This window comes from Rhizobium sp. ZPR4, from assembly GCF_040215725.1.
In the GTDB taxonomy this organism is placed as follows: domain Bacteria; phylum Pseudomonadota; class Alphaproteobacteria; order Rhizobiales; family Rhizobiaceae; genus Rhizobium; species Rhizobium rhizogenes_D.
The window spans coordinates 1,193,096-1,213,248 of sequence record NZ_CP157967.1 but is presented as its reverse complement, the minus strand read 5'-3'; the positions used below and the strand labels follow the sequence as shown (position 1 = coordinate 1,213,248).

At 59.1% G+C, this 20,153-nt stretch carries 21 protein-coding genes; 14 read left to right on the top strand and 7 right to left on the bottom strand.

Annotated features, from left to right (window positions below):
- Nucleotides 1-22 precede the first annotated feature (22 nt).
- Nucleotides 23-1,480, top strand: coding sequence for a deoxyribodipyrimidine photo-lyase (locus ABOK31_RS05985; protein ID WP_349958152.1), 1,458 nt, complete (start codon nucleotides 23-25; stop codon nucleotides 1,478-1,480).
- Between the two features lie 3 nt (nucleotides 1,481-1,483).
- On the opposite strand, the gene ABOK31_RS05980 is transcribed toward ABOK31_RS05985, so the two are convergent.
- Nucleotides 1,484-2,314, bottom strand: a complete 831-nt coding sequence (locus ABOK31_RS05980) for an SDR family NAD(P)-dependent oxidoreductase (RefSeq protein ID WP_349958151.1) — start codon at nucleotides 2,312-2,314, stop codon at nucleotides 1,484-1,486.
- A gap of 295 nt (nucleotides 2,315-2,609) precedes the next feature.
- Between ABOK31_RS05980 and ABOK31_RS05975 the strand changes: the two genes are divergently transcribed.
- The 5 genes from ABOK31_RS05975 to ABOK31_RS05955 all read left to right on the top strand — a co-directional run bounded on the left by ABOK31_RS05975 (nucleotide 2,610) and on the right by ABOK31_RS05955 (nucleotide 6,470).
- Complete coding sequence (locus ABOK31_RS05975; RefSeq protein ID WP_349958150.1) at nucleotides 2,610-3,650, top strand: cysteine synthase A; 1,041 nt, start codon at nucleotides 2,610-2,612, stop codon at nucleotides 3,648-3,650.
- Between the two features lie 4 nt (nucleotides 3,651-3,654).
- Entirely contained in the window at nucleotides 3,655-4,392 is a 738-nt protein-coding gene (locus ABOK31_RS05970) for an alanyl-tRNA editing protein (protein WP_349958149.1), read from the top strand.
- A gap of 60 nt (nucleotides 4,393-4,452) precedes the next feature.
- A complete protein-coding gene (sseA, locus tag ABOK31_RS05965; RefSeq protein WP_174174536.1) occupies nucleotides 4,453-5,310 on the top strand; it encodes a 3-mercaptopyruvate sulfurtransferase in 858 nt (285 codons plus the stop codon).
- The gene (locus tag ABOK31_RS05960; RefSeq protein ID WP_174174534.1) at nucleotides 5,265-5,879 is read left to right on the top strand and encodes a GNAT family N-acetyltransferase; all 615 of its coding nucleotides are present in this window, start codon (nucleotides 5,265-5,267) and stop codon (nucleotides 5,877-5,879) included. Before sseA ends, ABOK31_RS05960 begins: the two co-directional genes overlap by 46 nt.
- Before the next feature lie 81 nt (nucleotides 5,880-5,960).
- Nucleotides 5,961-6,470, top strand: coding sequence for a DUF1203 domain-containing protein (locus tag ABOK31_RS05955; RefSeq protein ID WP_174175021.1), 510 nt, complete (start codon nucleotides 5,961-5,963; stop codon nucleotides 6,468-6,470).
- Nucleotides 6,471-6,487: 17 nt separating this feature from the next.
- Here ABOK31_RS05955 and ald read toward each other — a convergent pair whose 3' ends face one another.
- Entirely contained in the window at nucleotides 6,488-7,606 is a 1,119-nt protein-coding gene (ald, locus tag ABOK31_RS05950) for an alanine dehydrogenase (RefSeq protein WP_174174531.1), read from the bottom strand.
- A 152-nt stretch (nucleotides 7,607-7,758) separates the two neighbouring features.
- On the opposite strand from ald, the gene ABOK31_RS05945 reads away from it, so the two are divergent.
- On the top strand, nucleotides 7,759-8,220 hold the full coding sequence (locus tag ABOK31_RS05945) for an Lrp/AsnC family transcriptional regulator (protein ID WP_075852386.1): 462 nt from the start codon (nucleotides 7,759-7,761) through the stop codon (nucleotides 8,218-8,220).
- A 6-nt stretch (nucleotides 8,221-8,226) separates the two neighbouring features.
- Here ABOK31_RS05945 and ABOK31_RS05940 read toward each other — a convergent pair whose 3' ends face one another.
- Nucleotides 8,227-9,030 (bottom strand): endonuclease/exonuclease/phosphatase family protein, encoded by an 804-nt coding sequence (locus tag ABOK31_RS05940; RefSeq protein ID WP_349958148.1) that lies wholly within the window; start codon nucleotides 9,028-9,030, stop codon nucleotides 8,227-8,229.
- 160 nt (nucleotides 9,031-9,190) lie between these two features.
- On the opposite strand from ABOK31_RS05940, the gene ABOK31_RS05935 reads away from it, so the two are divergent.
- The gene (locus ABOK31_RS05935; RefSeq protein WP_174174527.1) at nucleotides 9,191-9,550 is read left to right on the top strand and encodes a PilZ domain-containing protein; all 360 of its coding nucleotides are present in this window, start codon (nucleotides 9,191-9,193) and stop codon (nucleotides 9,548-9,550) included.
- Between the two features lie 138 nt (nucleotides 9,551-9,688).
- Nucleotides 9,689-11,677, top strand: a complete 1,989-nt coding sequence (locus tag ABOK31_RS05930; RefSeq protein WP_349958146.1) for a bifunctional 2',3'-cyclic-nucleotide 2'-phosphodiesterase/3'-nucleotidase — start codon at nucleotides 9,689-9,691, stop codon at nucleotides 11,675-11,677.
- 45 nt (nucleotides 11,678-11,722) lie between these two features.
- Here ABOK31_RS05930 and ABOK31_RS05925 read toward each other — a convergent pair whose 3' ends face one another.
- Nucleotides 11,723-12,691 carry a LysR family transcriptional regulator gene (locus ABOK31_RS05925; RefSeq protein WP_174174523.1) on the bottom strand — a complete coding sequence of 323 codons (969 nt, stop codon included), beginning with the start codon at nucleotides 12,689-12,691 and terminating at the stop codon, nucleotides 11,723-11,725.
- Between the two features lie 136 nt (nucleotides 12,692-12,827).
- On the opposite strand from ABOK31_RS05925, the gene ABOK31_RS05920 reads away from it, so the two are divergent.
- The gene (locus ABOK31_RS05920) at nucleotides 12,828-13,442 is read left to right on the top strand and encodes an FMN-dependent NADH-azoreductase (RefSeq protein ID WP_174174521.1); all 615 of its coding nucleotides are present in this window, start codon (nucleotides 12,828-12,830) and stop codon (nucleotides 13,440-13,442) included.
- Nucleotides 13,443-13,495: 53 nt separating this feature from the next.
- Here the strand turns inward: ABOK31_RS05920 and ABOK31_RS05915 are convergent, their stop codons facing one another.
- The gene (locus ABOK31_RS05915; RefSeq protein WP_349958144.1) at nucleotides 13,496-14,077 is read right to left on the bottom strand and encodes a TetR/AcrR family transcriptional regulator; all 582 of its coding nucleotides are present in this window, start codon (nucleotides 14,075-14,077) and stop codon (nucleotides 13,496-13,498) included.
- A 105-nt stretch (nucleotides 14,078-14,182) separates the two neighbouring features.
- Between ABOK31_RS05915 and ABOK31_RS05910 the strand changes: the two genes are divergently transcribed.
- Together ABOK31_RS05910 and ABOK31_RS05905 are read left to right on the top strand one after the other, a co-directional pair.
- Nucleotides 14,183-14,959 carry an SDR family oxidoreductase gene (locus ABOK31_RS05910; RefSeq protein WP_349958142.1) on the top strand — a complete coding sequence of 259 codons (777 nt, stop codon included), beginning with the start codon at nucleotides 14,183-14,185 and terminating at the stop codon, nucleotides 14,957-14,959.
- Between the two features lie 209 nt (nucleotides 14,960-15,168).
- Nucleotides 15,169-16,296 carry a GNAT family N-acetyltransferase gene (locus ABOK31_RS05905; RefSeq protein ID WP_349958140.1) on the top strand — a complete coding sequence of 376 codons (1,128 nt, stop codon included), beginning with the start codon at nucleotides 15,169-15,171 and terminating at the stop codon, nucleotides 16,294-16,296.
- Nucleotides 16,297-16,298: 2 nt separating this feature from the next.
- Here the strand turns inward: ABOK31_RS05905 and ABOK31_RS05900 are convergent, their stop codons facing one another.
- Together ABOK31_RS05900 and ilvA are read right to left on the bottom strand one after the other, a co-directional pair.
- Nucleotides 16,299-16,637 (bottom strand): HlyU family transcriptional regulator, encoded by a 339-nt coding sequence (locus ABOK31_RS05900; protein ID WP_174174512.1) that lies wholly within the window; start codon nucleotides 16,635-16,637, stop codon nucleotides 16,299-16,301.
- Nucleotides 16,638-16,674: 37 nt separating this feature from the next.
- Nucleotides 16,675-17,925 carry a threonine ammonia-lyase gene (gene ilvA, locus ABOK31_RS05895; RefSeq protein WP_350019272.1) on the bottom strand — a complete coding sequence of 417 codons (1,251 nt, stop codon included), beginning with the start codon at nucleotides 17,923-17,925 and terminating at the stop codon, nucleotides 16,675-16,677.
- A gap of 358 nt (nucleotides 17,926-18,283) precedes the next feature.
- On the opposite strand from ilvA, the gene ABOK31_RS05890 reads away from it, so the two are divergent.
- On the top strand, nucleotides 18,284-18,625 hold the full coding sequence (locus ABOK31_RS05890; RefSeq protein WP_349958138.1) for a hypothetical protein: 342 nt from the start codon (nucleotides 18,284-18,286) through the stop codon (nucleotides 18,623-18,625).
- Between the two features lie 289 nt (nucleotides 18,626-18,914).
- On the top strand, nucleotides 18,915-20,138 hold the full coding sequence (locus ABOK31_RS05885; protein ID WP_349958136.1) for a site-specific integrase: 1,224 nt from the start codon (nucleotides 18,915-18,917) through the stop codon (nucleotides 20,136-20,138).
- Nucleotides 20,139-20,153: the final 15 nt, after the last annotated feature.

The following is a 20,153-nucleotide window of genomic DNA, read 5'->3' as shown; positions in this document are numbered from 1 at the left end:
GGATAGGCGATCGACAGCGACCATGACGACATCGAAGACAGAGCCCAATCCCATCCTGCTGTGGTTTCGCAAGGACCTGCGCCTCGACGACAATCACGCCCTGCAAGCTGCCGCAACATCGGGCCGTCCGATCATTCCGATCTATGTTCGCGAGCCGGAAGGGGATGGTAACGGGCCGCTGGGCGGCGCGCAAGAATGGTGGTTGCATCATTCGCTGGCTGCGTTGCAAAAGGCTCTCGGCGCACTGAACAGCAGGCTCATCCTTCGACAAGGCGATGCGCTGGCCGTGCTCGAAAAACTTATTGCGGAGACTGGCGCCGGGGCCATCGCCTGGAACCGGCGCTACGATCCGGCCGGCATAGCGGTGGACATGCAGATCAAGAAGGTACTGCGGGACAACGGCATCGAAGCCAAAAGCTTTGCCGGCCAGCTGCTGCATGAGCCGACACGCTTGCGCACCGGCACCGGCAACCACTACAAGACCTACACGCCGTTCTGGCGCGCATTCGAGCATTCCGGCGAACCGCCGTTTCCAGTCGAGGCGCCCGAAAAGCTTCTCGCCCCCAGCCATTGGCCGAAATCGGATACGCTCGATGCCTGGTCGCTACTACCCACAAAGCCGAACTGGGCATCCGAGTTTCCGAATATGTGGAAGCCGGGCGAAGCTGCAGCTCTTGAGAGGCTGGAGGACTTCATCGACTATGCGATCAACGACTATGCGGTCGATCGCGATTTTCCAAACAAGCCGGCAACCTCCCTGCTCTCGCCGCATCTGGCGCTTGGAGAAATTTCACCTGCCCGCATCTGGCATGCGACGCGCGGACTGGCCGGCAAGATCCCGACGGACGATACCATTCGCTTCCGCAAGGAGCTTGTCTGGCGTGAATTCTGCTACCATCAGCTCTTCCATTTCCCGAAGCTCAGAACGGCCAATTGGAACGACCGTTACGACGATTTTCCGTGGCTTTCCGATACCAGGCTGCTGATAAGCTGGCAGCGCGGGCAAACCGGCTATCCGATCGTCGATGCCGGCATGCGGCAGCTTTGGCGCCATGGCTGGATGCACAATCGCGTCCGCATGATCACCGCCTCCTTCCTGATCAAGGATCTGCTGATCGACTGGCGCGAAGGCGAAGCCTGGTTTCGCGATACGCTCGTCGATGCCGATCCGGCCGCCAATACGGCAAACTGGCAGTGGGTTGCGGGCTCCGGCGCCGATGCCTCGCCCTTCTTCCGCATCTTCAATCCGGTGCTGCAAGGCGAGAAATTCGATCCGGATGGCGGCTATGTCAGGACCTTCGTGCCGGAGCTCTCCAAGCTCGACAGCAAATATATCCATCGGCCGTTCGACTCACCCGATGACGTGCTCATGCGCGCTGGCATAGAGCTCGGCAAGCACTATCCACGGCCAATCGTCGATCATGTCATGGCGCGGCAGCGCGCGCTCGCTGCGCACGCATCGCTTAAAGATGATGGATAGGCGCTATTCGGCCGGATGTGCGGTTATACGCGGCCCGACCGACCGGCGCTTATTGCCGCTCCCGAGAAAGTATTTGAGCACCTTGAAATAGAGGCTGTAGGGCAGAAATTTCAACAGCTTCGCCCGATAGACCAGGCCCTTCGGGAAGCTGATGTCGAAAGATGGAGATTTCAATCCGGCAGCGATCGCATCCGCCGCCTGCTGTGCCGACACGATATCAGGCATGTCGAACTTGTTCTGCGCCGTCAACGGCGTGTCGACATAGCCGGGGGTGACGAGCTGGATGTGAATGCCCATGCGGTCGAGCTCGAAATTCAGGCTTTCGGCCATGTTGATCAGCGCAGCCTTGCTAGCGCCGTAGGCCGCGCCGCCGGGCAAACCGCCATAACCGGCCACGGAGGATACGAGGGCAACCTGACCATATCCCCTCGCCCGCATATGCCGCACCGCCGGAACGAGACAATTGACAACACCATGAAGATTGACGGCAAAACTGCGCTCGAACACTTCGTGATTGAGATCCTCGCCCCGTGCCGGCAAATAGATGCCGGCGTTCAGAACCGCCAGAGCGATAGGGCCGTGCTGATATTCGATTGCGGCAACCGTATGCTCCATATCCTCGGTATCGGCCACATCGCCATCGAGTACGACGATGTTGCCGGCAAGCGCGCTGGCCTCTGCCTGCAGCGCCAGAAGCTTGTCGTGGCTGCGTGCCGTAACGGCGACCTTGTATCCTTCTTCGGCCAGCTTCAGCGCGAGCGCGCGGCCAATCCCGGAACTCGCGCCGGTAATCCAGACGACTCCGTGTTCAGGACGTGCGATGAACGGGCTCATGGCTCTTCTCCTTGGCTGGCGGTCGCCTGTATCAAACGCTCAAACCGCGACCGCCCGTGGCATTTTAGAAATAGCGTATCATTGTGGCCGCTTTCGGCCAGCTTGGTGGCTCGAAGCGGAAATCGATGTCACCGATTAGGGACTGATGTGCTATTTGGAAAACCTCGGTCAATGATTGCCGCCAAGTCGAATTTTGCGGCGCGAACAAGGAGCGAGGAACAGAATTTCTTGCCTATGCAGCCTTGTGAAGGGAAAAGACCGTTCTTACAGTAGTTGCGAACAGAAGGCAGATTCCATGACCGTCCATCCCTCCGTCCTCGAAGCAATTGGCAATACGCCGTTGATCAAGCTCAAGGGCGCCTCCGAGGCGACGGGCTCGACCATTCTTGGCAAGGCCGAGTTTTTGAATCCGGGCCAATCGGTCAAGGATCGCGCCGCGCTCTACATCATCCGCGATGCCGAGAAGAAGGGACTGCTGAGACCTGGCGGCGTCATCGTCGAAGGAACGGCCGGCAATACCGGCATCGGTCTGACGCTGGTTGCCAAGGCGCTCGGCTATCGCACCGTCATCGTCATTCCGGAGACCCAGAGCCAGGAAAAGAAGGACGCGCTGAAGCTGCTCGGTGCCGAACTGGTGGAAGTTCCGGCCGTCCCTTACAAGAACCCGAACAACTATGTGAAGGTATCGGGTCGGCTTGCCGAACAGCTGGCCAAGACCGAGCCGAACGGCGCGATCTGGGCGAACCAGTTCGACAACGTCGCCAACCGTCAGGCCCATATCGAAACGACAGCCAAGGAAATCTGGGCCGATACCAATGGCAAGATTGACGGTTTCATCTGCTCGGTCGGCTCCGGCGGCACGCTGGCGGGCGTTGCCATGGGCCTGCATGCCTTCAACAAGGATATCAAGATCGGCATTGCCGATCCGGAAGGCGCCGCCCTCTATGAATTCTACAGGAACGGCGAGCTCAAATCCTCCGGCTCCTCAATCACCGAGGGCATCGGTCAGGGCCGCATCACGGCCAATCTGGAAGGCTTCACGCCCGATTTCGCCTATCAGATCACCGATGCCGAAGCACTTCCCTACGTCTTCGACCTCGTCGAGCATGAGGGCTTGTGCCTGGGTGGTTCCACAGCCATCAACATCGCCGGCGCGGTTCGCCTGGCTCGGGATCTCGGTCCCGGACATACGATCGTGACCATCCTGTGCGATTACGGCAATCGCTATCAGTCCAAGCTCTTCAATCCCGACTTCCTGAAGTCGAAGGGCCTGCCGCTGCCGGCCTATTTGGAAAAGCGGGCGGATATTGCCGTCCCATACGAAGCAACAGCGTGATCATATGACCGTCAATGCCCTCTATCGTGATGATTTCTATCTCTCGACGGCCGAAGCGGTCGTCACCGCAATTCACGAAGACGGGGGCATAGAACTCGACCAGACCTGCTTCTACGCCACCTCAGGCGGCCAGCCAGGCGACACGGGTTTCCTGGAGCGCGGTGACGGCTCCAGGATTGCACTCGGCCAGACCAAGCATGGTCCGATCAAGGATATCATCATCCATGTGCCGCTCGAGGGTGAACCACTGCCCATCGTCGGCGAGAAGCTGGTGCTTCATATCGACTGGGCGCGGCGCTACAGACTGATGCGCATGCATACCGCTTGCCATCTGCTCTCGGTGGTCTGCCCCTTTCCGATCACGGGTGCGGCAGTCGGCGAGGATGAAAGCCGCGTCGATTTCGACATGAGCGAAACCATCGACAAGGACGAGGTGACGGCGAGGATGATGGCGCTCGTCAACGAGAACCATCCCGTTTTCCTCCGCTGGATCACCGACGAGGAGCTGGTTGCCAATCCCGGCATCGTCAAATCCAAGAATGTACGCCCGCCGATGGGCCTCGGCCGTGTCAGCCTAGTCTGTATCGGCGAGGATTCGGCCATCGACAGCCAGCCCTGTGGCGGCACGCATGTGTCGGAGACGCAGGAAGTCGGCGCGATCCACATCGCCAAGATCGAGAAGAAGGGCAAGGAAAACCGCCGCTTCCGCATTCGTTTCGGCGCACCGACCGACGAGAATTGACCGGGCAAGCGCCTATATCTCGATATCAAGACCAATAAACTATAGCAGGGAGTGATCATCATGGCAGCGGACAAGAGCCGTTTCGTCGTATCCGCCGACTGGCTGCAAGGCGAGCTGGGCGCCAAGGACCTGCGCATCCTCGACGCATCCTTCTATCTGCCGGCGCAGAAGCGCGATGCCGATGCAGAATATGCCAGCGGCCATATTCCGGGCGCGATCCGCTTCGATCAGGACAAGATATCAGATCACTCGACCAGCCTGCCGCATATGGTCCCCTCGCCCGAATTCTTCGCGGCCGAGGTCGGCAAGCTCGGCATCAGCGAGACCGATCGCATCGTCATCTATGACGGCCCGGGCCTGTTCGCCTCGCCGCGCGTCTGGTGGCTGTTCCATATCGTCATGGGCGCGCCGAACGTCTTCGTGCTCGACGGTGGTCTGGATGGCTGGAAGGCCGAAGGGCGGCCGCTGGAGACGGCGCTGCCTGCCTTTGCGCCCGCAACCTTCAAGCCCAGCTTCAACGGCAGCCGCGTCGTTTCGCTCGACGAGATGCGCGGTATCGTCGACAGCCGTGCCCTGCAGATTGCCGATGCCCGCAGCGGCGGTCGTTTCGCAGCGACAGAGCCGGAACCGCGCGAAGGTATGCGCTCCGGCCACATGCCGGGAGCCAGAAGCCTGCCATCAGGCGTCTTCGCCGTGAACGGCAAGTTCAAATCGCTGCCGGAACTGCGCGAAACGATCGAGAAGGCCGGCATCGATCTCGACAAGCCCGTGGTGACGACCTGCGGGTCCGGCATTACCGCCGCCATCATCACGCTGGCGCTCGAATCCCTCGGCCATGGCAATAACAAGCTCTATGACGGCTCCTGGTCGGAATGGGGCAGCCGGGCGGATACGCCTATCGTCACCGGTCAAGCTTGAGCATCGCCGCCGTGAAGACGCCCTCGTCGATCAAAGTCCACATCACCCGTCTGGAAATGACCGCGCCACCCAAGGCAAGCCTGCCCGTGCCGGTCAATATCCAGACAGCGATCATGCGGGCGCCTGGTATTCCGCTGCCCTTCTATCGCTATCTCTATCGTCAGGTCGGTGCCCGCTGGCACTGGGTGGAGCGCCTGCGCCTCTCCGACGAGCAATTGACCGCAGTCCTTCACGACCAGCGCAACGATATCAGTGTGCTTTACGTCAATGGCGCGCCGGGCGGGTTCTTCGAATATTTCCGCCAGGACGAGGAGACGATCGAGCTCAGCCATTTCGGCCTCATCGAAAACGCGCTCGGCCTCGGCATCGGCAAATGGTTCCTGCTGCAGTCGCTCTACGCCATATGGACGCTGAACCCGCAACGGATCATCACGACGACAAACAATCTCGATCATCCACGGGCGTTGCAGCTCTACCAGATGTTCGGCTTTTCGCCGATCTCAACCGGCGAAGGCATCGTCAGGCCGCTGAGCGACAAGGAACTGCTCGAGCTCGCCAAGAAGGGCTAGGGGCGCCATAGCTGCAGGAATCGGGTGGCTTCGCGCCTCGCTCCGGAGCATCACATGGCAAATCTCGAAAGGAGCTTTGCCATGCCTTCCATCGCCTTTGCAGCCATGCCCACCCCCGACGCCGAAACTTTGTGGAACGGTGGTGCGGATGCCTACGGTCACCAGCCGGAGACCATGATTTCCGATGGTCCGGGCCATCCCTGCCGCCATTGCCTGCGCAACATCGATGCCGGCCAGGCGCTATTCGTCTTTGCCTATCGGCCCTTCCCGGAATTGCAGCCCTATGCGGAAACAGGGCCGATCTTCCTGCACAAGACGCCGTGCCGGCGCTACGAGGCGGAAGAGATCCTGCCGCCTGTACTGGCAAGCAGCCGGGACTTCATCGTGCGTGGCTATGGCAGGAACGACCGCATCGTCTACGGAACCGGTGCCGTAACGCCGACCGACGATATTGCGGTCTATGCGGCCTCGCTGCTTGAGCGTCCCGACATCGCCTATGTCCATGTCCGCTCGGCGCGCAACAACTGCTATCAATGCCGGATCGACAAAATAGGAGCGCCGGCATACGCGGATGCCGGCGTCTCCATCTGACGTACGCGCGATCGGCTTTACGCGACGTTCAGAATGCTTTCCGGCGCAACGGCCTCATAGCCGAGCGCTTCGGCCACCGGCCGGTTGGTGATGCGGCCCTTGTGGACATTGAGGCCATTGCGGAGGTGCTTGTCTTCCGCGATGGCGCGCAGGCCGCGATCGGCGAGCGCGAGGCCGTGATAGATCGTGGCGTTGTTGAGCGCATGTGCCGAGGTCACGGGAACCGCGCCCGGCATATTGGCGACGCAATAATGCACGACGCCTTCGACCACATAGGTCGGATCGGAATGGGTCGTTGCGTGCGAGGTTTCGAAGCAGCCGCCCTGGTCGATCGCGACGTCGACAATGACCGAGCCCGTCTTCATGCCTGAGAGCATTTCGCGGGTCACCAGCTTCGGCGCGGCAGCACCGGGGATCAGCACGGCGCCGATGACGAGATCGGCGGAGAAGACTTCTTCTTCGAGCGCCTGGATGCTGGAATAGCGGGTATGGACGCGACCGTTGAAGATGTCGTCGAGCTGGCGCAGGCGCGGCAGCGAGCGATCGAGGATGCTGACATCGGCGCCGAGGCCGGCTGCCATCTTGGCCGCATGCAGGCCGACGACACCGCCGCCGATGATCGCCACCTTGGCCGGCAGCACGCCCGGTACGCCGCCAAGCAGGATGCCGAGGCCACCATTGGCCTTCTGCAGAGCCGTCGCACCCGCCTGGATGGACAGGCGACCGGCGACTTCGGACATCGGCGCCAGAAGCGGCAGGCCACCACGCTCGTCCGTCACGGTCTCGTAGGCGACGGCGGTCACACCGGAAGCCAGCAGGCCCTTGGTCTGTTCCGGATCGGGCGCGAGATGCAGATAGGTGTAGAGAAGCTGGCCCTCACGAAGCTGTGCCCATTCGGAAGGCTGCGGCTCCTTGACCTTCACTATCATGTCGCACTTCTCGAAGATGTCCTTTGCACTTGCGGCAATCTTGGCGCCTGCAGCTGCATAGGCATGATCATCGGCGCCGATGCCGGCACCGGCCTTCGTTTCCACCCAGACTTCGTGGCCATGGGCGACATATTCCCGAACGGATGCCGGCGTCAGGCCGACGCGATATTCGTGGTTCTTGATTTCCTTGGGGCAGCCAACGCGCATTTCATTCCTCCTCGAATGCTTTTGCGTCTTTCATTTTCTCCAACCGAAATCAGACCACCACCGCCCCGCAATGTCCTTGCAAAGACGATTTGCACTGCAGTCATTTTTCGTGATTTATTGCGTAGACAGGAGTTTTTTCGAAAGTTCTTCGAATGTCTGACCTCGACGCCATAGATCATTCGATTCTGCGGATGCTGCAGCAGAATGCCAGGATCACCAATGCCGAGCTGGCCGAGAAGGTCGGCCTCTCCCCCTCGGCCTGCTCGCGTCGGCTCGATATCCTAGAAAAAAGCGGCGTCATCGACGGCTATCACGCGCATCTCTCGCACAAGGCGCTTGATTATAAGATGATTGCCTTCGTGCACATCTCTTTATCCGGCCAGTTCGCCAAGACACTATCCGAATTCGAGACTGCGGTGAAACGTTGCCCCAACGTACTCTCCTGCTACCTCATGTCGGGGGAATATGATTACATCTTGCGCGTCGCGGCGCGGGACCTCGAGGATTACGAACGCATCCACCGTGACTGGCTCTCGGCCCTGCCCCACGTTGTGAAGATCAATTCCAGTTTTGCGTTGCGTGAAATCATCGACCGGCCGAATGTCGGCCTCTGACGCCGTTCAGCATAGGTCCAACAGCAAGGCGCGATGATCCGAAACTTCGGGCTCGGCGACAGGATCGAAACCGACAACCTCGATGTCAGGCGTCACCAGCATATAGTCGGCAAAGCGCGGCTGCTTTCGGTAGTAAGAGGTGCGCGTGTCGTCATGTCCCCGTGAGGTGACGAGATCGGCAAGCCCCAGGCTACCGAGAATTTCGAAGGTTTCGCTATCCGGCAGCACGTTGAAATCGCCGCAGACGACCAGCCGGTCGCCTTCCTGCAGAACCTGGCGAATGATCTCGACGAGCGCATTCGCCTGATGGCGCCGGGCCGACGTATCTCCCTTACCCGCGATGTCGCGAAGGCCATGCATTTGGGCGATGGTGATGGGATAGCCACGCTCGTAGTCGAACAAGCGGATGCAATGGGCATTGCGCGAGCGCGGGTGCGGTCCCCAACCATCGGCGGAGAATTCGCCGTGGACGAAGCCTGCCGCCTGGCCAATGATCGGATAAGTCTTGCGGACGAAGGTTGCCAGCCCGAATTCGGAAGCAATCCGTCGATCGCCATCGAAGAGATCCCCTCGGGCAACCGGGAGAAAGAAACCATCATGATCAGGCAAAGCAATCTGCAACTCGTCGAATAGATTGACCCGCTGCTGAAGTTCGACGCCGTGATCCCGATAGGTCAGCCAATCGGCTTGCGAACCAGGCGCGCGTCCCACCTCTTGCAAGCATAGAACATCGGCATCAACATCGACCAGGTACCGCATCAGCGGCTCATGCAGCAGGCCGCCCCATGCATTCAAGGAAACGATACGCATATCCCGCACCCCAATATCCATATTGCCGGTCGCGATCAGCCACCGGATTCCAGTGCCGATTCGGAACGCCCTGATACAATTTTAACGATTACACTAAACATCTTTCAATGCACACATGCTATCGAGGAACGGAAAAGGGTGTACGAGCCGGGATAACATCATGCAGTTCTCTTCGAAATCTGTCGTTCAAGGCAATCTGAAAATCAAGACACGAGGTACGCCGCGCCATCACGCCCGGCTGGTGGGGCAGGTTCGATATTTCACCAAGCTCGTCGCCGGCCGTGTCGTCGATATTTCCACAAGCGGCATCGCTCTCGATCTTCAAGCGCCGCTTTATGCCGCTGCGGGCAGCAAGGTTCGCGTCGAATGCGACGATATCGGCCTGCTGGACGGTTTCGTGCGCTGGGCTCACAACGGCCGCATCGGCATCGAGTTCGACCGCTCCTCCAATGCGTCCGCAAAAGTCGCATCCTATTTCCGCTTTTTCCACAAGGACATAAAGCCGGTTCTCAAACGTTGACGGCATGCTGGCGCAAGCCGGCTACGATCCACAATAAGCCTGTCACATTACTGGTGCACACCTTCAAAAATCGTCCTAATCTCCCTCGCCTGAGAGATGATCGACGGACTTATAGCCCCATCGTTGAAGGAGTGTCTTATGTCTTCCATTCTGGATTTGCCCAGCATGTCGCGCCGTTCCCTGCTGCAAGGCCTCAGTGCCACGGCGGCGCTGATCGTGCTGCATCCTTTCGCCGCCCGTGCCGCCGGCAACCAGGCACATCTGCGCCTGATGGAAACGACTGATATCCACGTCAACGTCTTCCCCTATGACTACTATGCCGACAAGCCGAATGATACGATGGGCCTGACGCGCACGGCAACGATCATCGACAATATTCGCGCCGAAGCCACCAACTCGCTCCTGATCGACAATGGCGACGTGCTGCAGGGCAACCCGATGGGCGATTACATGGCCTATCAGCACGGCATGAAGGACGGCGACGTCCATCCCGTCATCAAGGCGATGAACACGCTCGGCTATTCCGTCGGCACGCTCGGCAACCATGAATTCAACTATGGCCTCGACTTCATGTTCAAGGTGCTGGCCGGCGCGAACTTCCCGTTCGTCTGCGCCAACCTGACCAAGGGCCAGCTGGCCTCCGACCCGACGAAGGACGACCTGTTCTTCAAGCCCTATCTGATCCTCGAAAAGACGATCAAGGACGGCGCCGGCAATGAAAGCCCGATCAAGATCGGCTTCATCGGCTTCGTGCCGCCGCAGATCATGCTTTGGGACATCAAGAACCTCGAAGGCAAGGCGCAGACGCGCGATATCGTCGAAGCCGCCAAGGCCTGGGTTCCGGTCATGAAGGCCGAAGGCGCCGACATCATCATCGCCCTCTCGCATTCCGGCATCGACGGCAGCGGCCCGAGCGACAAGATGGAAAACGCCTCGCTCTACGTTGCCGCGGTCGATGGCATCGATGCCGTCTTCACCGGCCACCAGCATCTCGTCTTCCCCGGCCCGAAGACCTGGGACGGCATCAAGGACGCCGATCCGGTCAAGGGAACGCTGCACGGCAAGCCCGCCGTCATGGCCGGCTTCTGGGGCTCGCATCTCGGCCTCATCGACCTGCTGCTCGAAAAGGACGGCAAGAGCTGGAAGATCGTCGACTTCACCTCCGAAGCACGGCCGATCTATCACCGCGATGACAAGAAGAAGGTCGTCGCAGATGTCGCCGACAAGAAGGAAGTGGTCGAAGCCGCAAAGGCCGAGCATGAGGCAACGCTGACCTATGTGCGCACGCCCGTCGGCAAGACGTCTGCGCCGCTCTATTCCTACTTCGCGCTGGTCGCTGACGATCCGTCGGTGCAGATCGTCAGCCAGGCACAGGTCTGGTACATCAAGGACATGCTGAAGGAGACACAGTACAAGGACCTGCCGGTTCTTTCGGCTGCGGCTCCCTTCAAGTGCGGCGGCCGCAACGGCGCCGATTACTATACGGATGTTCCCGCCGGCAATATCGCCATCAAGAACGTCGCCGACCTCTACCTCTATCCGAACACAGTGCAGGCCGTCGTCATCAACGGCGCACAGGTCAAGAACTGGCTGGAAATGTCAGCTGCGATGTTCAACCAGGTGCAGCCGGGCGCCAAGGATGCGGATCTCATCAACAACAGCTTCCCGTCCTACAATTTCGACGTGATCGACGGCGTCACCTACCAGATCGACGTGTCGCAGCCGCGCCGCTTCGGCGATGACGGCAAGGTTCTGAATGCCGACGCAAACCGCATCCAGAACCTGCAGTTCAATGGCAAGCCGATCGACCCCGCACAGAAATTCCTGGTCGTCACCAACAACTACCGCGCCGGCGGCGGCGGCAATTTCCCGGAAATCGCGGCGGACAAGGTCGTCTACCAGGCGCCCGATACCAACCGCGACGTCATCGTGCGTTATGTCCACGATCAGGGCACGATCAACCCGACCGCCGACGGCAACTGGACCTTCAAGCCGCTGGCGGACACGACGGCACGGTTCCAGAGCTCGCCGAAGGCCAAGGATTTCCTCGATCAGGTCAAGAGCGTGAAGATCGAAGACGCCGGCGAAGGCGCGGACGGCTTCCGCAACTACCGCCTAATGCTGTAATCACCGGCGCGATTGTCCTCTCCCCGTTTCGGGGAGAGGATTTCCTCATTCTGCGGCGAGACGCTTGTCTCCCGGATGGAACATCTCGACCGCGGATTTGAAATCCTCGTGATTCGGGCATCGCGCCAGACGCGAGCGGAAAGCCTCTATCATCCAGGCCGCAGCCGGCCCCGGAGGATTGTCGACCTTGCGCACCGCATAGAGCGGATATTCGCTTTGGTCATAGGCATCGAGCGCCAAAGGCACCAGCCGCTCCTTCTGCAGATCTTCCATGATGAACGAGGCCGGCAGGCCGCCCCATCCGAGACCGCCGCGGATCAGCTGATGCTTGGTAGCGATATCGCTCACATGCCAGACCTTGTAGGACAGGACGTTGAAATCCCTGCCATTCGTCAGGCTCGAGGCGTCAGTAACGACGAGCTGGATCTCGTCGCGCACATCGGCCAAAGTCAACGGCCTTCCCATCTGCGCCAGCGGGTGAGTCGGTGCCGCGACCGGCATCATGAAGGAATGGCCGATGCGTTCGATGACCAGGGCATCATCCTGCTTCACGACAGAGCCGCCGATGCCGATCGTCGACTTGCCACTGGAGACGAGTTCCATCATCGAGCCGAGTTCGCCGGTGTCGAGCCGCAAAGACACGTAGGGAAAACGGTCACGGAATTCGCGCAGCACGTCGACGGTGGCGTGCACCGGCACCATGACGCTGATGGCGACGGCCACTTCCGCCTCAAGCCCCGTCTTCAGGCCCTTCACTCTGGCGCGCATCACCTGGAGATCGGAAAGGATGCGGCGCGCATCCTCCAGCATCACCCTGCCCTCGTCCGTCAGCTTCGGCTGGCGCGAGCCCGACCGCTCGAACAAAGGCATTTCGAGCTGAGCCTCCAGATTGGCGATCGTGTAGCTGATGACCGATTGCGCACGGTTGAGCATACGCGAAGCGGCCGAAAAACTGCCTGACTCCGCAACGGTCAGAAAGACCTGCAATTGGTCGAGGGTGGGATTGGGGAGCATCTGCCATCCATTCTATCGATAATTCCAATCCATATTATCACAGTTTTTCTCGATAGCACTGAAGACTTATCTATTGATGCGAAGGCGATCGGACTCTCCCAGCCGATTTAGCAACTCATTGAAAAGGAAAACGGATATGTCCTCCATTCTGCTTCTGACCTCCAGCCCGCGTCCGGACTCACTCTCCACCAAGATCGCCACCGAACTGGCCGAGAAGATCAAGTCCAACAATCCGGGCAAGACGCTTGTCAAGCGCGACCTCGCTGCCGATAACCTGCCGCACATCGACGGCCCCTTCACCGCCGCCATCCGCACGCCGGCCGACGCCCGTACGCCCGAACAGCAGGAACTGGTCAAGGTTTCCGACGCGCTCGTCGACGAGCTGCTGGCAGCCGACACCGTGGTCATCGGCACCGGCCTCATCAACTTCAACATCTACTCGTCGCTGAAGACCTGGATCGACAACATCGCTCGCGCCGGCCGCACCTTCACCTATACCGAAACCGGCCCGAAGGGTCTGGCCACCGGCAAGAAGGCCTATATCGTGCTCGCTTCCGGCGGCGTCTACTCCGAAGGCCCGGCTGCCCCGCTGAACCATGCCGTTCCCTACCTGAAGTCGGTTCTCGCCTTCATCGGCATCACCGATGTCGAGACCGTCTATGTTGAAGGCGTTGCCTTCGGCCCGGAAGCTGCCGAAAAGGCAATCGGCGCCGCTCAGGCCCGCGCTTCCGAGCTGGCTCTCGCCGCTTAATCGACAGCATTATTCCGATAACGAAAGGCGGCCGGCTCCAACCGGCCGCTTTGCTATTCTGCCTGTGGCAGCGCCTTAACGAATTGCTTCACCGTCTCCAGAATTTCGTTCGAGAGCGCCTCGTCGTTCGCCACGCGCGCAAGACCGAGCGCGCCAGTCATGAGACAAGAGGCGATGATTGCCTTCCGTCTGGCGTCGGCGGTTTCCGGCTTTGGCATACGCGCCGTCATGGCCTCGAAATTCCTTTGCAAGCCTTCCGTTGCCACGGCGCGGACTGCATCGCTGCTACGTGCCATATCGGCCGTAAGTGCCGCATAGGCGCAGCCCTCGCCGCAATGATCTCGGTGTCGTTCGCTGAGATAGGTATCGACATACTCGTCGAGCGAGATGCTCGTCGGATCAATCCCCTTTTCCTCCTGCTGCCGTCGCCATGATCCAACCGCCGATTCCACGGCTTCCGCTACGAGTTCGTCGCGGGAGGCGAAGTGCTTGTAGAAGCCGCCGACCGTAAGCCCCGCTTCCTTCATCAGGTCGGCGACGCCGATCCCTTCCAATCCTTCTTCACGCAGACGCTTGGCGGCAAGGGTCACGATGCGTTCGTGCGTCTTCTGTTTTTCCAGTTGCGAACGACCCATCGAAAATCCTTTCGTGCTCGGCTTGACAAAATGGATTACGATCATAATCCTTATAGATAACGATCATAATCCAGATCGTGACAAAAGCCAACAGGAGCTACGAACATGCGTCTCAAGAACAAGGTTGCCATCATCACTGGTGGAAATAGCGGTATCGGCCTTGCCACAGCCCGCCTCTTCCTCGCCGAGGGCGCCAAGGTCGCCATAACAGGCCGCAACGCGAAAACGTTGGCCACGGCGGCCGAGGAACTTGGCAGCGGCGTGCTGGCGCTTCAGGCCGACACAACAGACATACCAGCGATGGAAAAGGCGTTCGCCGAGGCTGCGGAGAAGCTTGGGAAATTCGACATCGTCTTCGCCAATGCAGGTATCGGCGGCGATACCCCACTCGGCAAGACCACGCTTGAGCAGTTCGAAACCATCGTGCGCATCAATTTCACCGGCGTCTTCTTCACCGTGCAGGCCGCTCTGCCACATCTGAACGATGGCGGCTCCGTGATCCTGAACGGCTCGGTCCACGCCGTGCTCGGCATTCCCGGCGCTTCGGCCTATGCAGGCACCAAGGGCGCCGTCCGCGCCATGACCCGCAATCTCGCGTCCGAACTTGCGCCCCGCGGCATCCGCGTCAACCAGGTCACGCCCGGCGCGACCAAGACACCGATCTGGAACCCGCGCGCTGCGACACCCGAGGCCATGGATGTGTTGGAACAGCGCTTCGGCGGCCTGAGCCCACTCGGCCGCATGAGCGAAGCCGACGAAATCGCCAGGGCCGCGCTCTACTTCGCCTCCGACGATTCCGCCAATGTGACGGCCATCGAAATCACCGTCGACGGTGGCGCGACCAACGCTCCGTCGGGCGCGAAGATGTTCCGCACGGCTTGAGCCTGCCAAGATTGAATGACGGTTGATAGAGACAATCATATCGGGTCGCCCGACGCAGATGCGAAGGGCGACCTTCGCGGCCAATTCCCATTGCCGCGACGGGCGGCTTTTGCAATGCTCTGGTCGGGAAGCGGACAAGTCTCGTCTTTAGCGCCGTTCTTCGTACATCAATCCACCAACAGGGCGACGACTCGGATGAAGAGAAAAAGATGCTAATTCCGTTGTACACGCCGCGACATTTCCGGCGCTTAGGCACCTGGTACATATCCGGTTGGCGCATCAAGGCTTACGGGATCTCTGCGCACGCCCCGGAAAAAGAACAGTTCCTGCAACCGGAATTGATCATAGAGGCGCGCTCTTTCGTCGAAGCCAATCTTGGCCGTATCGAAGGGGCGCCCCATTACTCCGTCGGCTTCGTTATCCTTCATCACGGAAGCAGCGCAAAGACCTTGTTGACCCAATGGTGGGTAAACGAGTGCGTTTGCATGCAATACGCCGCTCAGTCGAACTATTCAGGACAACCAAAATTTTCATTCACCAAGAGCGATCTCATGGCCTGCGCTTACGAACTGGTCGCAATTGATTTTGAACGGCGCGCCTGGATTTCGACAGTCATGTCGGGAAAGCCGATTGAAGACTATCTGGAAAGCTGGCTGCCGGACGGTCTTAACTTACGCGGCATATCGCGATGTCGGGCAAACGTCTTTATGACTGCTTGCCGCGTTTGCTATCCTTCTATTTTGCAAAAGCCGTTCTCACCGGCTTGGAACCCGTTGGATGAAGGTATGATCCCAAGCTTCCGAGCAATAACCCCGGACGACACCGCAGACCTGCAAGATTTATGGAGAGATGCCTGGACCGCTACCTACGGCCCGAGTCTGGGCCAAAACGCGCTGTCGGCTATGCTCGAAGATATAGAGCGCAAAGGAACTGCATCGATGCTGCCGGGCTCAGGTGAGCGCGGCCATTGCATGGCCTCGGACCATCAAATCCTCGGAAGTGCTATCGTCGCGGAACGTGGAGCCATCGCCTATCTCTGGGGGATGTATGTTCATCCCAGCCAACAAAGGAAAGGCCTCGGCTCGCGGCTGCTGCGTGGAGTGGCGGCTACAATCGAAACCGCTGAAAAGGTCGAAATCAGGGTTCTCGTTTCAAGCCCGATGGCTATCGGCTTCTATAGAAAACACGGCTTTACGGAAACGAGCGGCGAGACGATCGAAATTTTGGATAGCGTGAAAGCCTCGGCACTGGTGATGTCCGCCAATATCGAGAGTTTGAAGGCGGCGGTGCAAGGAAATCCAAATTCCTTCATTGCGACGTCGAATAAACCTGCCTGATATCAGACTTGGCGAATCTTTTCGCCGTCGCCGAAAAGACCGGCGCCGTTCTGGTCGATGATCTGCTGGCCCTTGCGGAAGGTCGATTCCACGGCATCATCAGACGAGGTGAAGACATCGGCGCGGATGAAATTGCGCACCAGGATCTCGCCGTTCACATCCTTTTCGATCCGGCCCATGAGGCGGAACTGATTGCCCTCGCGCTGCGGGGTCGCATGGATCGTGCAGCCGGCATGCACCTGGGGCTCGACGCTGACCGTGGAACCACTAGACTTTTCAGTGCCCGCCTGCGACGCGCCACCGGTGAAGATCGAAATGATATTTGAAAAGAACGAAGCCATGAATGGCCTTTAGCATGAAGGTTGCAAGGTCGCAAAGTCAAATGATCAGGTTGGCCAGGATCTCGTTTTCGGTGATGTCCTCATAGCCCATGCCGGAACTTTCAAAATTGGCGATAAGCTGCTTGAAATTATCCGGATTCTTCGTCTCGATGCCGATCAGGATGGAGCCGAAATTGCGGGCGCTCTTCTTCAGATATTCGAAGCGGGCGATATCGTCTTCCGGTCCGAGCATATTGAGGAAATCGCGAAGCGCGCCGGGACGCTGAGCCAAGCGCAAGATGAAGTATTTCTTCAGCCCGGCATAGCGCATGGCGCGCTCCTTGACGTCAGGCAGGCGCTCGAAATCAAAATTGCCGCCGGAAACGACGGCGACGATGGTTTTGCCGCGGATGCTGTCCCGATCGAGCTTTTCCAGAGCGGTGATCGCCAGAGCCCCGGCCGGTTCCAGCACGACGCCTTCGACATTCAGCATATCGGTGATGGTCACGCAGATGGCGTTTTCCTCGATGAGCTTGACCTGCTCGGCCGCAAAGCCCTCGAGGGCCGCAAAATTCAGTTCGCCGATGCGGCCGACGGCCGCGCCATCGACGAAATTGTCGACCTTGGCAAGCGTCACCACCTGCCCTGCCTCTATACTGCGGCGAAGGCTCGGCGCACCGGCCGGTTCTGCGAAGGTGAAAGCAGCAGGCGGAAGTTTATCTGCAAAATAGCCGGTGATGCCCGCCGCAAGACCGCCGCCACCAACCGGAAGAAGAACATGGTCGGGAACAACGCCGTCGGGCAGTTGCTCGGCAATCTCGGCCGCAACAGTTGCCTGCCCCTCGATAATATCCGCATGATCAAAAGGCGGCACCATGACACCATCAATCTTTTCAACGTGCTCGCGCGCGGCCTGATAGCACTGGTCGAAGAAATCGCCGAAGAGCTTGATGGTGATGAACTCGCCGCCGAAGATGCGGGTTTTGTCGATCTTCTGCTGCGGCGTCGTGACTGGCATGTAGACCACGCCCGGCACGCCGAAATGGCGGCAGACGAAGGCAAAGCCCTGGGCATGATTGCCGGCGGATGCGCAGACGAAGGTCTTTCCCGTGCCGCCCTCGGCAATCACCTTGCGGAAGAAATTGAAGGCGCCGCGGATCTTGTAGGAACGCACCGGCGTCAGATCCTCGCGCTTCAGCCAGATTTCCGCGCCATAGCGGGCGGAAAGATGCTCGTTCAGCTGCAGCGGCGTTGCGGGAAAGAGGCCACGCATGGCCTCTGTGGCTTCGAGAACAGTCTGTTTGTCCACGGCTTGTCCGTCCTTCTTCAATCCCCCCGCTATGACACAGGAAAGATGACTAAAGAAAGCCTGTTTATCGCGCTTTCGGTCCTGTCGGAATGAGATTTCCGCTGTACAGGTGACGCTGACTATTTTTGCGTCCAAAGACTGGCTCCCTAAATCTGCGAGTTGACAGCCAAGCGCCCCCTCCCTCCAATAGGAAGCAGCCATCATGACGATGGTTAGAGGCCCGCCTTAAATCCGATCCGTCGGCTACGGCGGGCTTCGCTTATCAGCGACAAAGCAGCAATTAACTTCATAATTGCGCTCCCGATTGAAAGTCGCGCGAAAGATGCTATCCCGACATTGTCCAAGGGAGACCATCATTATGCGCTTTATACCATCCGCGTCGTTCGTCTTTGCCCTAGCCGTTCTGGCCTCCTGCACGTCCCAGGAAGAAAACTTCAAGAAAGGCGTTCCGATTATCAAGGAAAGCCCGACTGCCCGTGCGCAGCTCATCTCCAAGTGCATGTCGCAGCACTTGTCGCCGGAAACGCTGGATGAAGTCGCCTTTTACGTCAAATCCCAGAGAAGCGAAGCAAAGCGGCTCTTTTGTCAGCGGCTGACGAACGGCTTGGCATCGGGAAAAATCAGCTATGCCGATTTCAAGGCCATGTTCCAGCAAAAGAAGGTGACGCCAGCGCTTGTCAGCGTTCTCAAAGGTCACTGAGCAACGCGCGTCGCGCCGACACCTGTCGGCCCTTTCCCACAAAACATTTCCTTGACTGAATCGCTCAAGTGCTTGATGGGGAAAGGCACGCGGACGTGGCGAAACTGGTAGACGCAAGGGACTTAAAATCCCTCGGCCTTTGTCCCTACGGGTTCTCATCATCAAAAATAATTATGTGAAATCAGCTATTTAATATTTCACCCGCCATAAAATCTCCGCCATTTTGGCGTACACATTCCATACACAGTCTGATGCACAGTTTTCGGGACGCAAGGATGGGATTGAAAGCATGGCCACGCACGAGATTTTAGGCGGCAAGGTGCTCGTCTACCGCCGTGAGAACAGCAAACGGTGGCAGTGCTCCACCCGCATCAACGGCAAGAACTGGCGGACCAGCACCGGCGAAGAAAGCCTCGCCCAGGCGAAGGAATTCGCGGAGGACTGGTTCTTCCGGATGAAAGCCAAGGAGAAAGGCGGCGGGCTGAAGGACGAGAAGACCTTCAAGGAGGCCGCCAAGCGTTATCTTGAGGAATACGACGTGGTGACCGGCGGCGCCCGCAACCGCACTTACGTCGATGGCAACGAGCGCCGGTTGCGGCTCTACCTTACCCCCTTCTTCGGCGAGTTGGGGCTGTCGGAGGTGACGGCGGGCAAAGTGCAGGAATACCGGGTCATGCGCTACACCACCGCGCCTGAGGTGGTGCCGAAGGACGATCCTGACGGCAAGCCGGTCAAGAAGCTGCCCGCCAAGAACACCCTGCATCAGGAGATCGTGGTGCTGCGACAGGTTCTGAAAACCGCCATCCGGCATGGCTGGCTGACCCATCTGCCGGATCTTACGACCCCGTATAAGTCCGCCGAGAAGATCTCGCACCGGGCGTGGTTCTCACCCGATGAATACAAGCAACTTTACACGGCGACCCGCAAACGCGCCGAGGAGCACCAGGGCAAGCGCTTCGAGTGGAATGCGCAGCAGTTGCACGACTATGTGCTGTTCATGGCCAATACCGGCCTGCGGCCCGACGAAGCCAAGAGGCTTCAGTACCGGGATGTCGAAATCGTCGAGGATGAAGAGACCAAGGAAACCATCCTGCTGATCCAGGTGCGTGGCAAGCGTGGTGTGGGCTATTGCAAGAGCATGCCTAGCGCCGTGTTCCCGTTCGAGCGGCTGCTCAAGCGGAACCTTCCGAAGCCGGAGGCGCTGATCTTTGAAGACAACCACATGGAGATGTTCAACAACATCCTGGAAGAGGAAGGCCTGAAGTTCGACCGCGAGGGCACTCGCCGCACGGCTTACAGCCTGCGGCATACCTATATCTGCCTGCGGCTTATGGAAGGCGCCGATATCTACCAGGTCGCCAAGAACTGCCGGACCAGCGTCGAGATGATTGAGAAATACTACGCTTCACACATCTCGACCAGCATCAGCGCCGCCGCCGTGAACGTCCGGCGCAAGGTGAAGTCGAAGAAGAAGATCGTTGAGCATGAGAAGCGGAATGCACACCGAGCTTAGTTAGCGCCTTTTGAA

Bases quoted from the DNA above. Each gene is read 5' to 3' on its own strand.
- ABOK31_RS05985 (WP_349958152.1), top strand. From the start codon at position 23: ATGACGACATCGAAGACAGAGCCCAATCCCATCCTGCTGTGGTTTCGC.
- ABOK31_RS05980 (WP_349958151.1), bottom strand. From the start codon at position 2,314: ATGAGCCCGTTCATCGCACGTCCTGAACACGGAGTCGTCTGGATTACC.
- ABOK31_RS05975 (WP_349958150.1), top strand. From the start codon at position 2,610: ATGACCGTCCATCCCTCCGTCCTCGAAGCAATTGGCAATACGCCGTTG.
- ABOK31_RS05970 (WP_349958149.1), top strand. From the start codon at position 3,655: ATGACCGTCAATGCCCTCTATCGTGATGATTTCTATCTCTCGACGGCC.
- sseA (WP_174174536.1), top strand. From the start codon at position 4,453: ATGGCAGCGGACAAGAGCCGTTTCGTCGTATCCGCCGACTGGCTGCAA.
- ABOK31_RS05960 (WP_174174534.1), top strand. From the start codon at position 5,265: ATGGGGCAGCCGGGCGGATACGCCTATCGTCACCGGTCAAGCTTGAGC.
- ABOK31_RS05955 (WP_174175021.1), top strand. From the start codon at position 5,961: ATGCCTTCCATCGCCTTTGCAGCCATGCCCACCCCCGACGCCGAAACT.
- ald (WP_174174531.1), bottom strand. From the start codon at position 7,606: ATGCGCGTTGGCTGCCCCAAGGAAATCAAGAACCACGAATATCGCGTC.
- ABOK31_RS05945 (WP_075852386.1), top strand. From the start codon at position 7,759: ATGTCTGACCTCGACGCCATAGATCATTCGATTCTGCGGATGCTGCAG.
- ABOK31_RS05940 (WP_349958148.1), bottom strand. From the start codon at position 9,030: ATGCGTATCGTTTCCTTGAATGCATGGGGCGGCCTGCTGCATGAGCCG.
- ABOK31_RS05935 (WP_174174527.1), top strand. From the start codon at position 9,191: ATGCAGTTCTCTTCGAAATCTGTCGTTCAAGGCAATCTGAAAATCAAG.
- ABOK31_RS05930 (WP_349958146.1), top strand. From the start codon at position 9,689: ATGTCTTCCATTCTGGATTTGCCCAGCATGTCGCGCCGTTCCCTGCTG.
- ABOK31_RS05925 (WP_174174523.1), bottom strand. From the start codon at position 12,691: ATGCTCCCCAATCCCACCCTCGACCAATTGCAGGTCTTTCTGACCGTT.
- ABOK31_RS05920 (WP_174174521.1), top strand. From the start codon at position 12,828: ATGTCCTCCATTCTGCTTCTGACCTCCAGCCCGCGTCCGGACTCACTC.
- ABOK31_RS05915 (WP_349958144.1), bottom strand. From the start codon at position 14,077: ATGGGTCGTTCGCAACTGGAAAAACAGAAGACGCACGAACGCATCGTG.
- ABOK31_RS05910 (WP_349958142.1), top strand. From the start codon at position 14,183: ATGCGTCTCAAGAACAAGGTTGCCATCATCACTGGTGGAAATAGCGGT.
- ABOK31_RS05905 (WP_349958140.1), top strand. From the start codon at position 15,169: ATGCTAATTCCGTTGTACACGCCGCGACATTTCCGGCGCTTAGGCACC.
- ABOK31_RS05900 (WP_174174512.1), bottom strand. From the start codon at position 16,637: ATGGCTTCGTTCTTTTCAAATATCATTTCGATCTTCACCGGTGGCGCG.
- ABOK31_RS05890 (WP_349958138.1), top strand. From the start codon at position 18,284: ATGCGCTTTATACCATCCGCGTCGTTCGTCTTTGCCCTAGCCGTTCTG.
- ABOK31_RS05885 (WP_349958136.1), top strand. From the start codon at position 18,915: ATGGCCACGCACGAGATTTTAGGCGGCAAGGTGCTCGTCTACCGCCGT.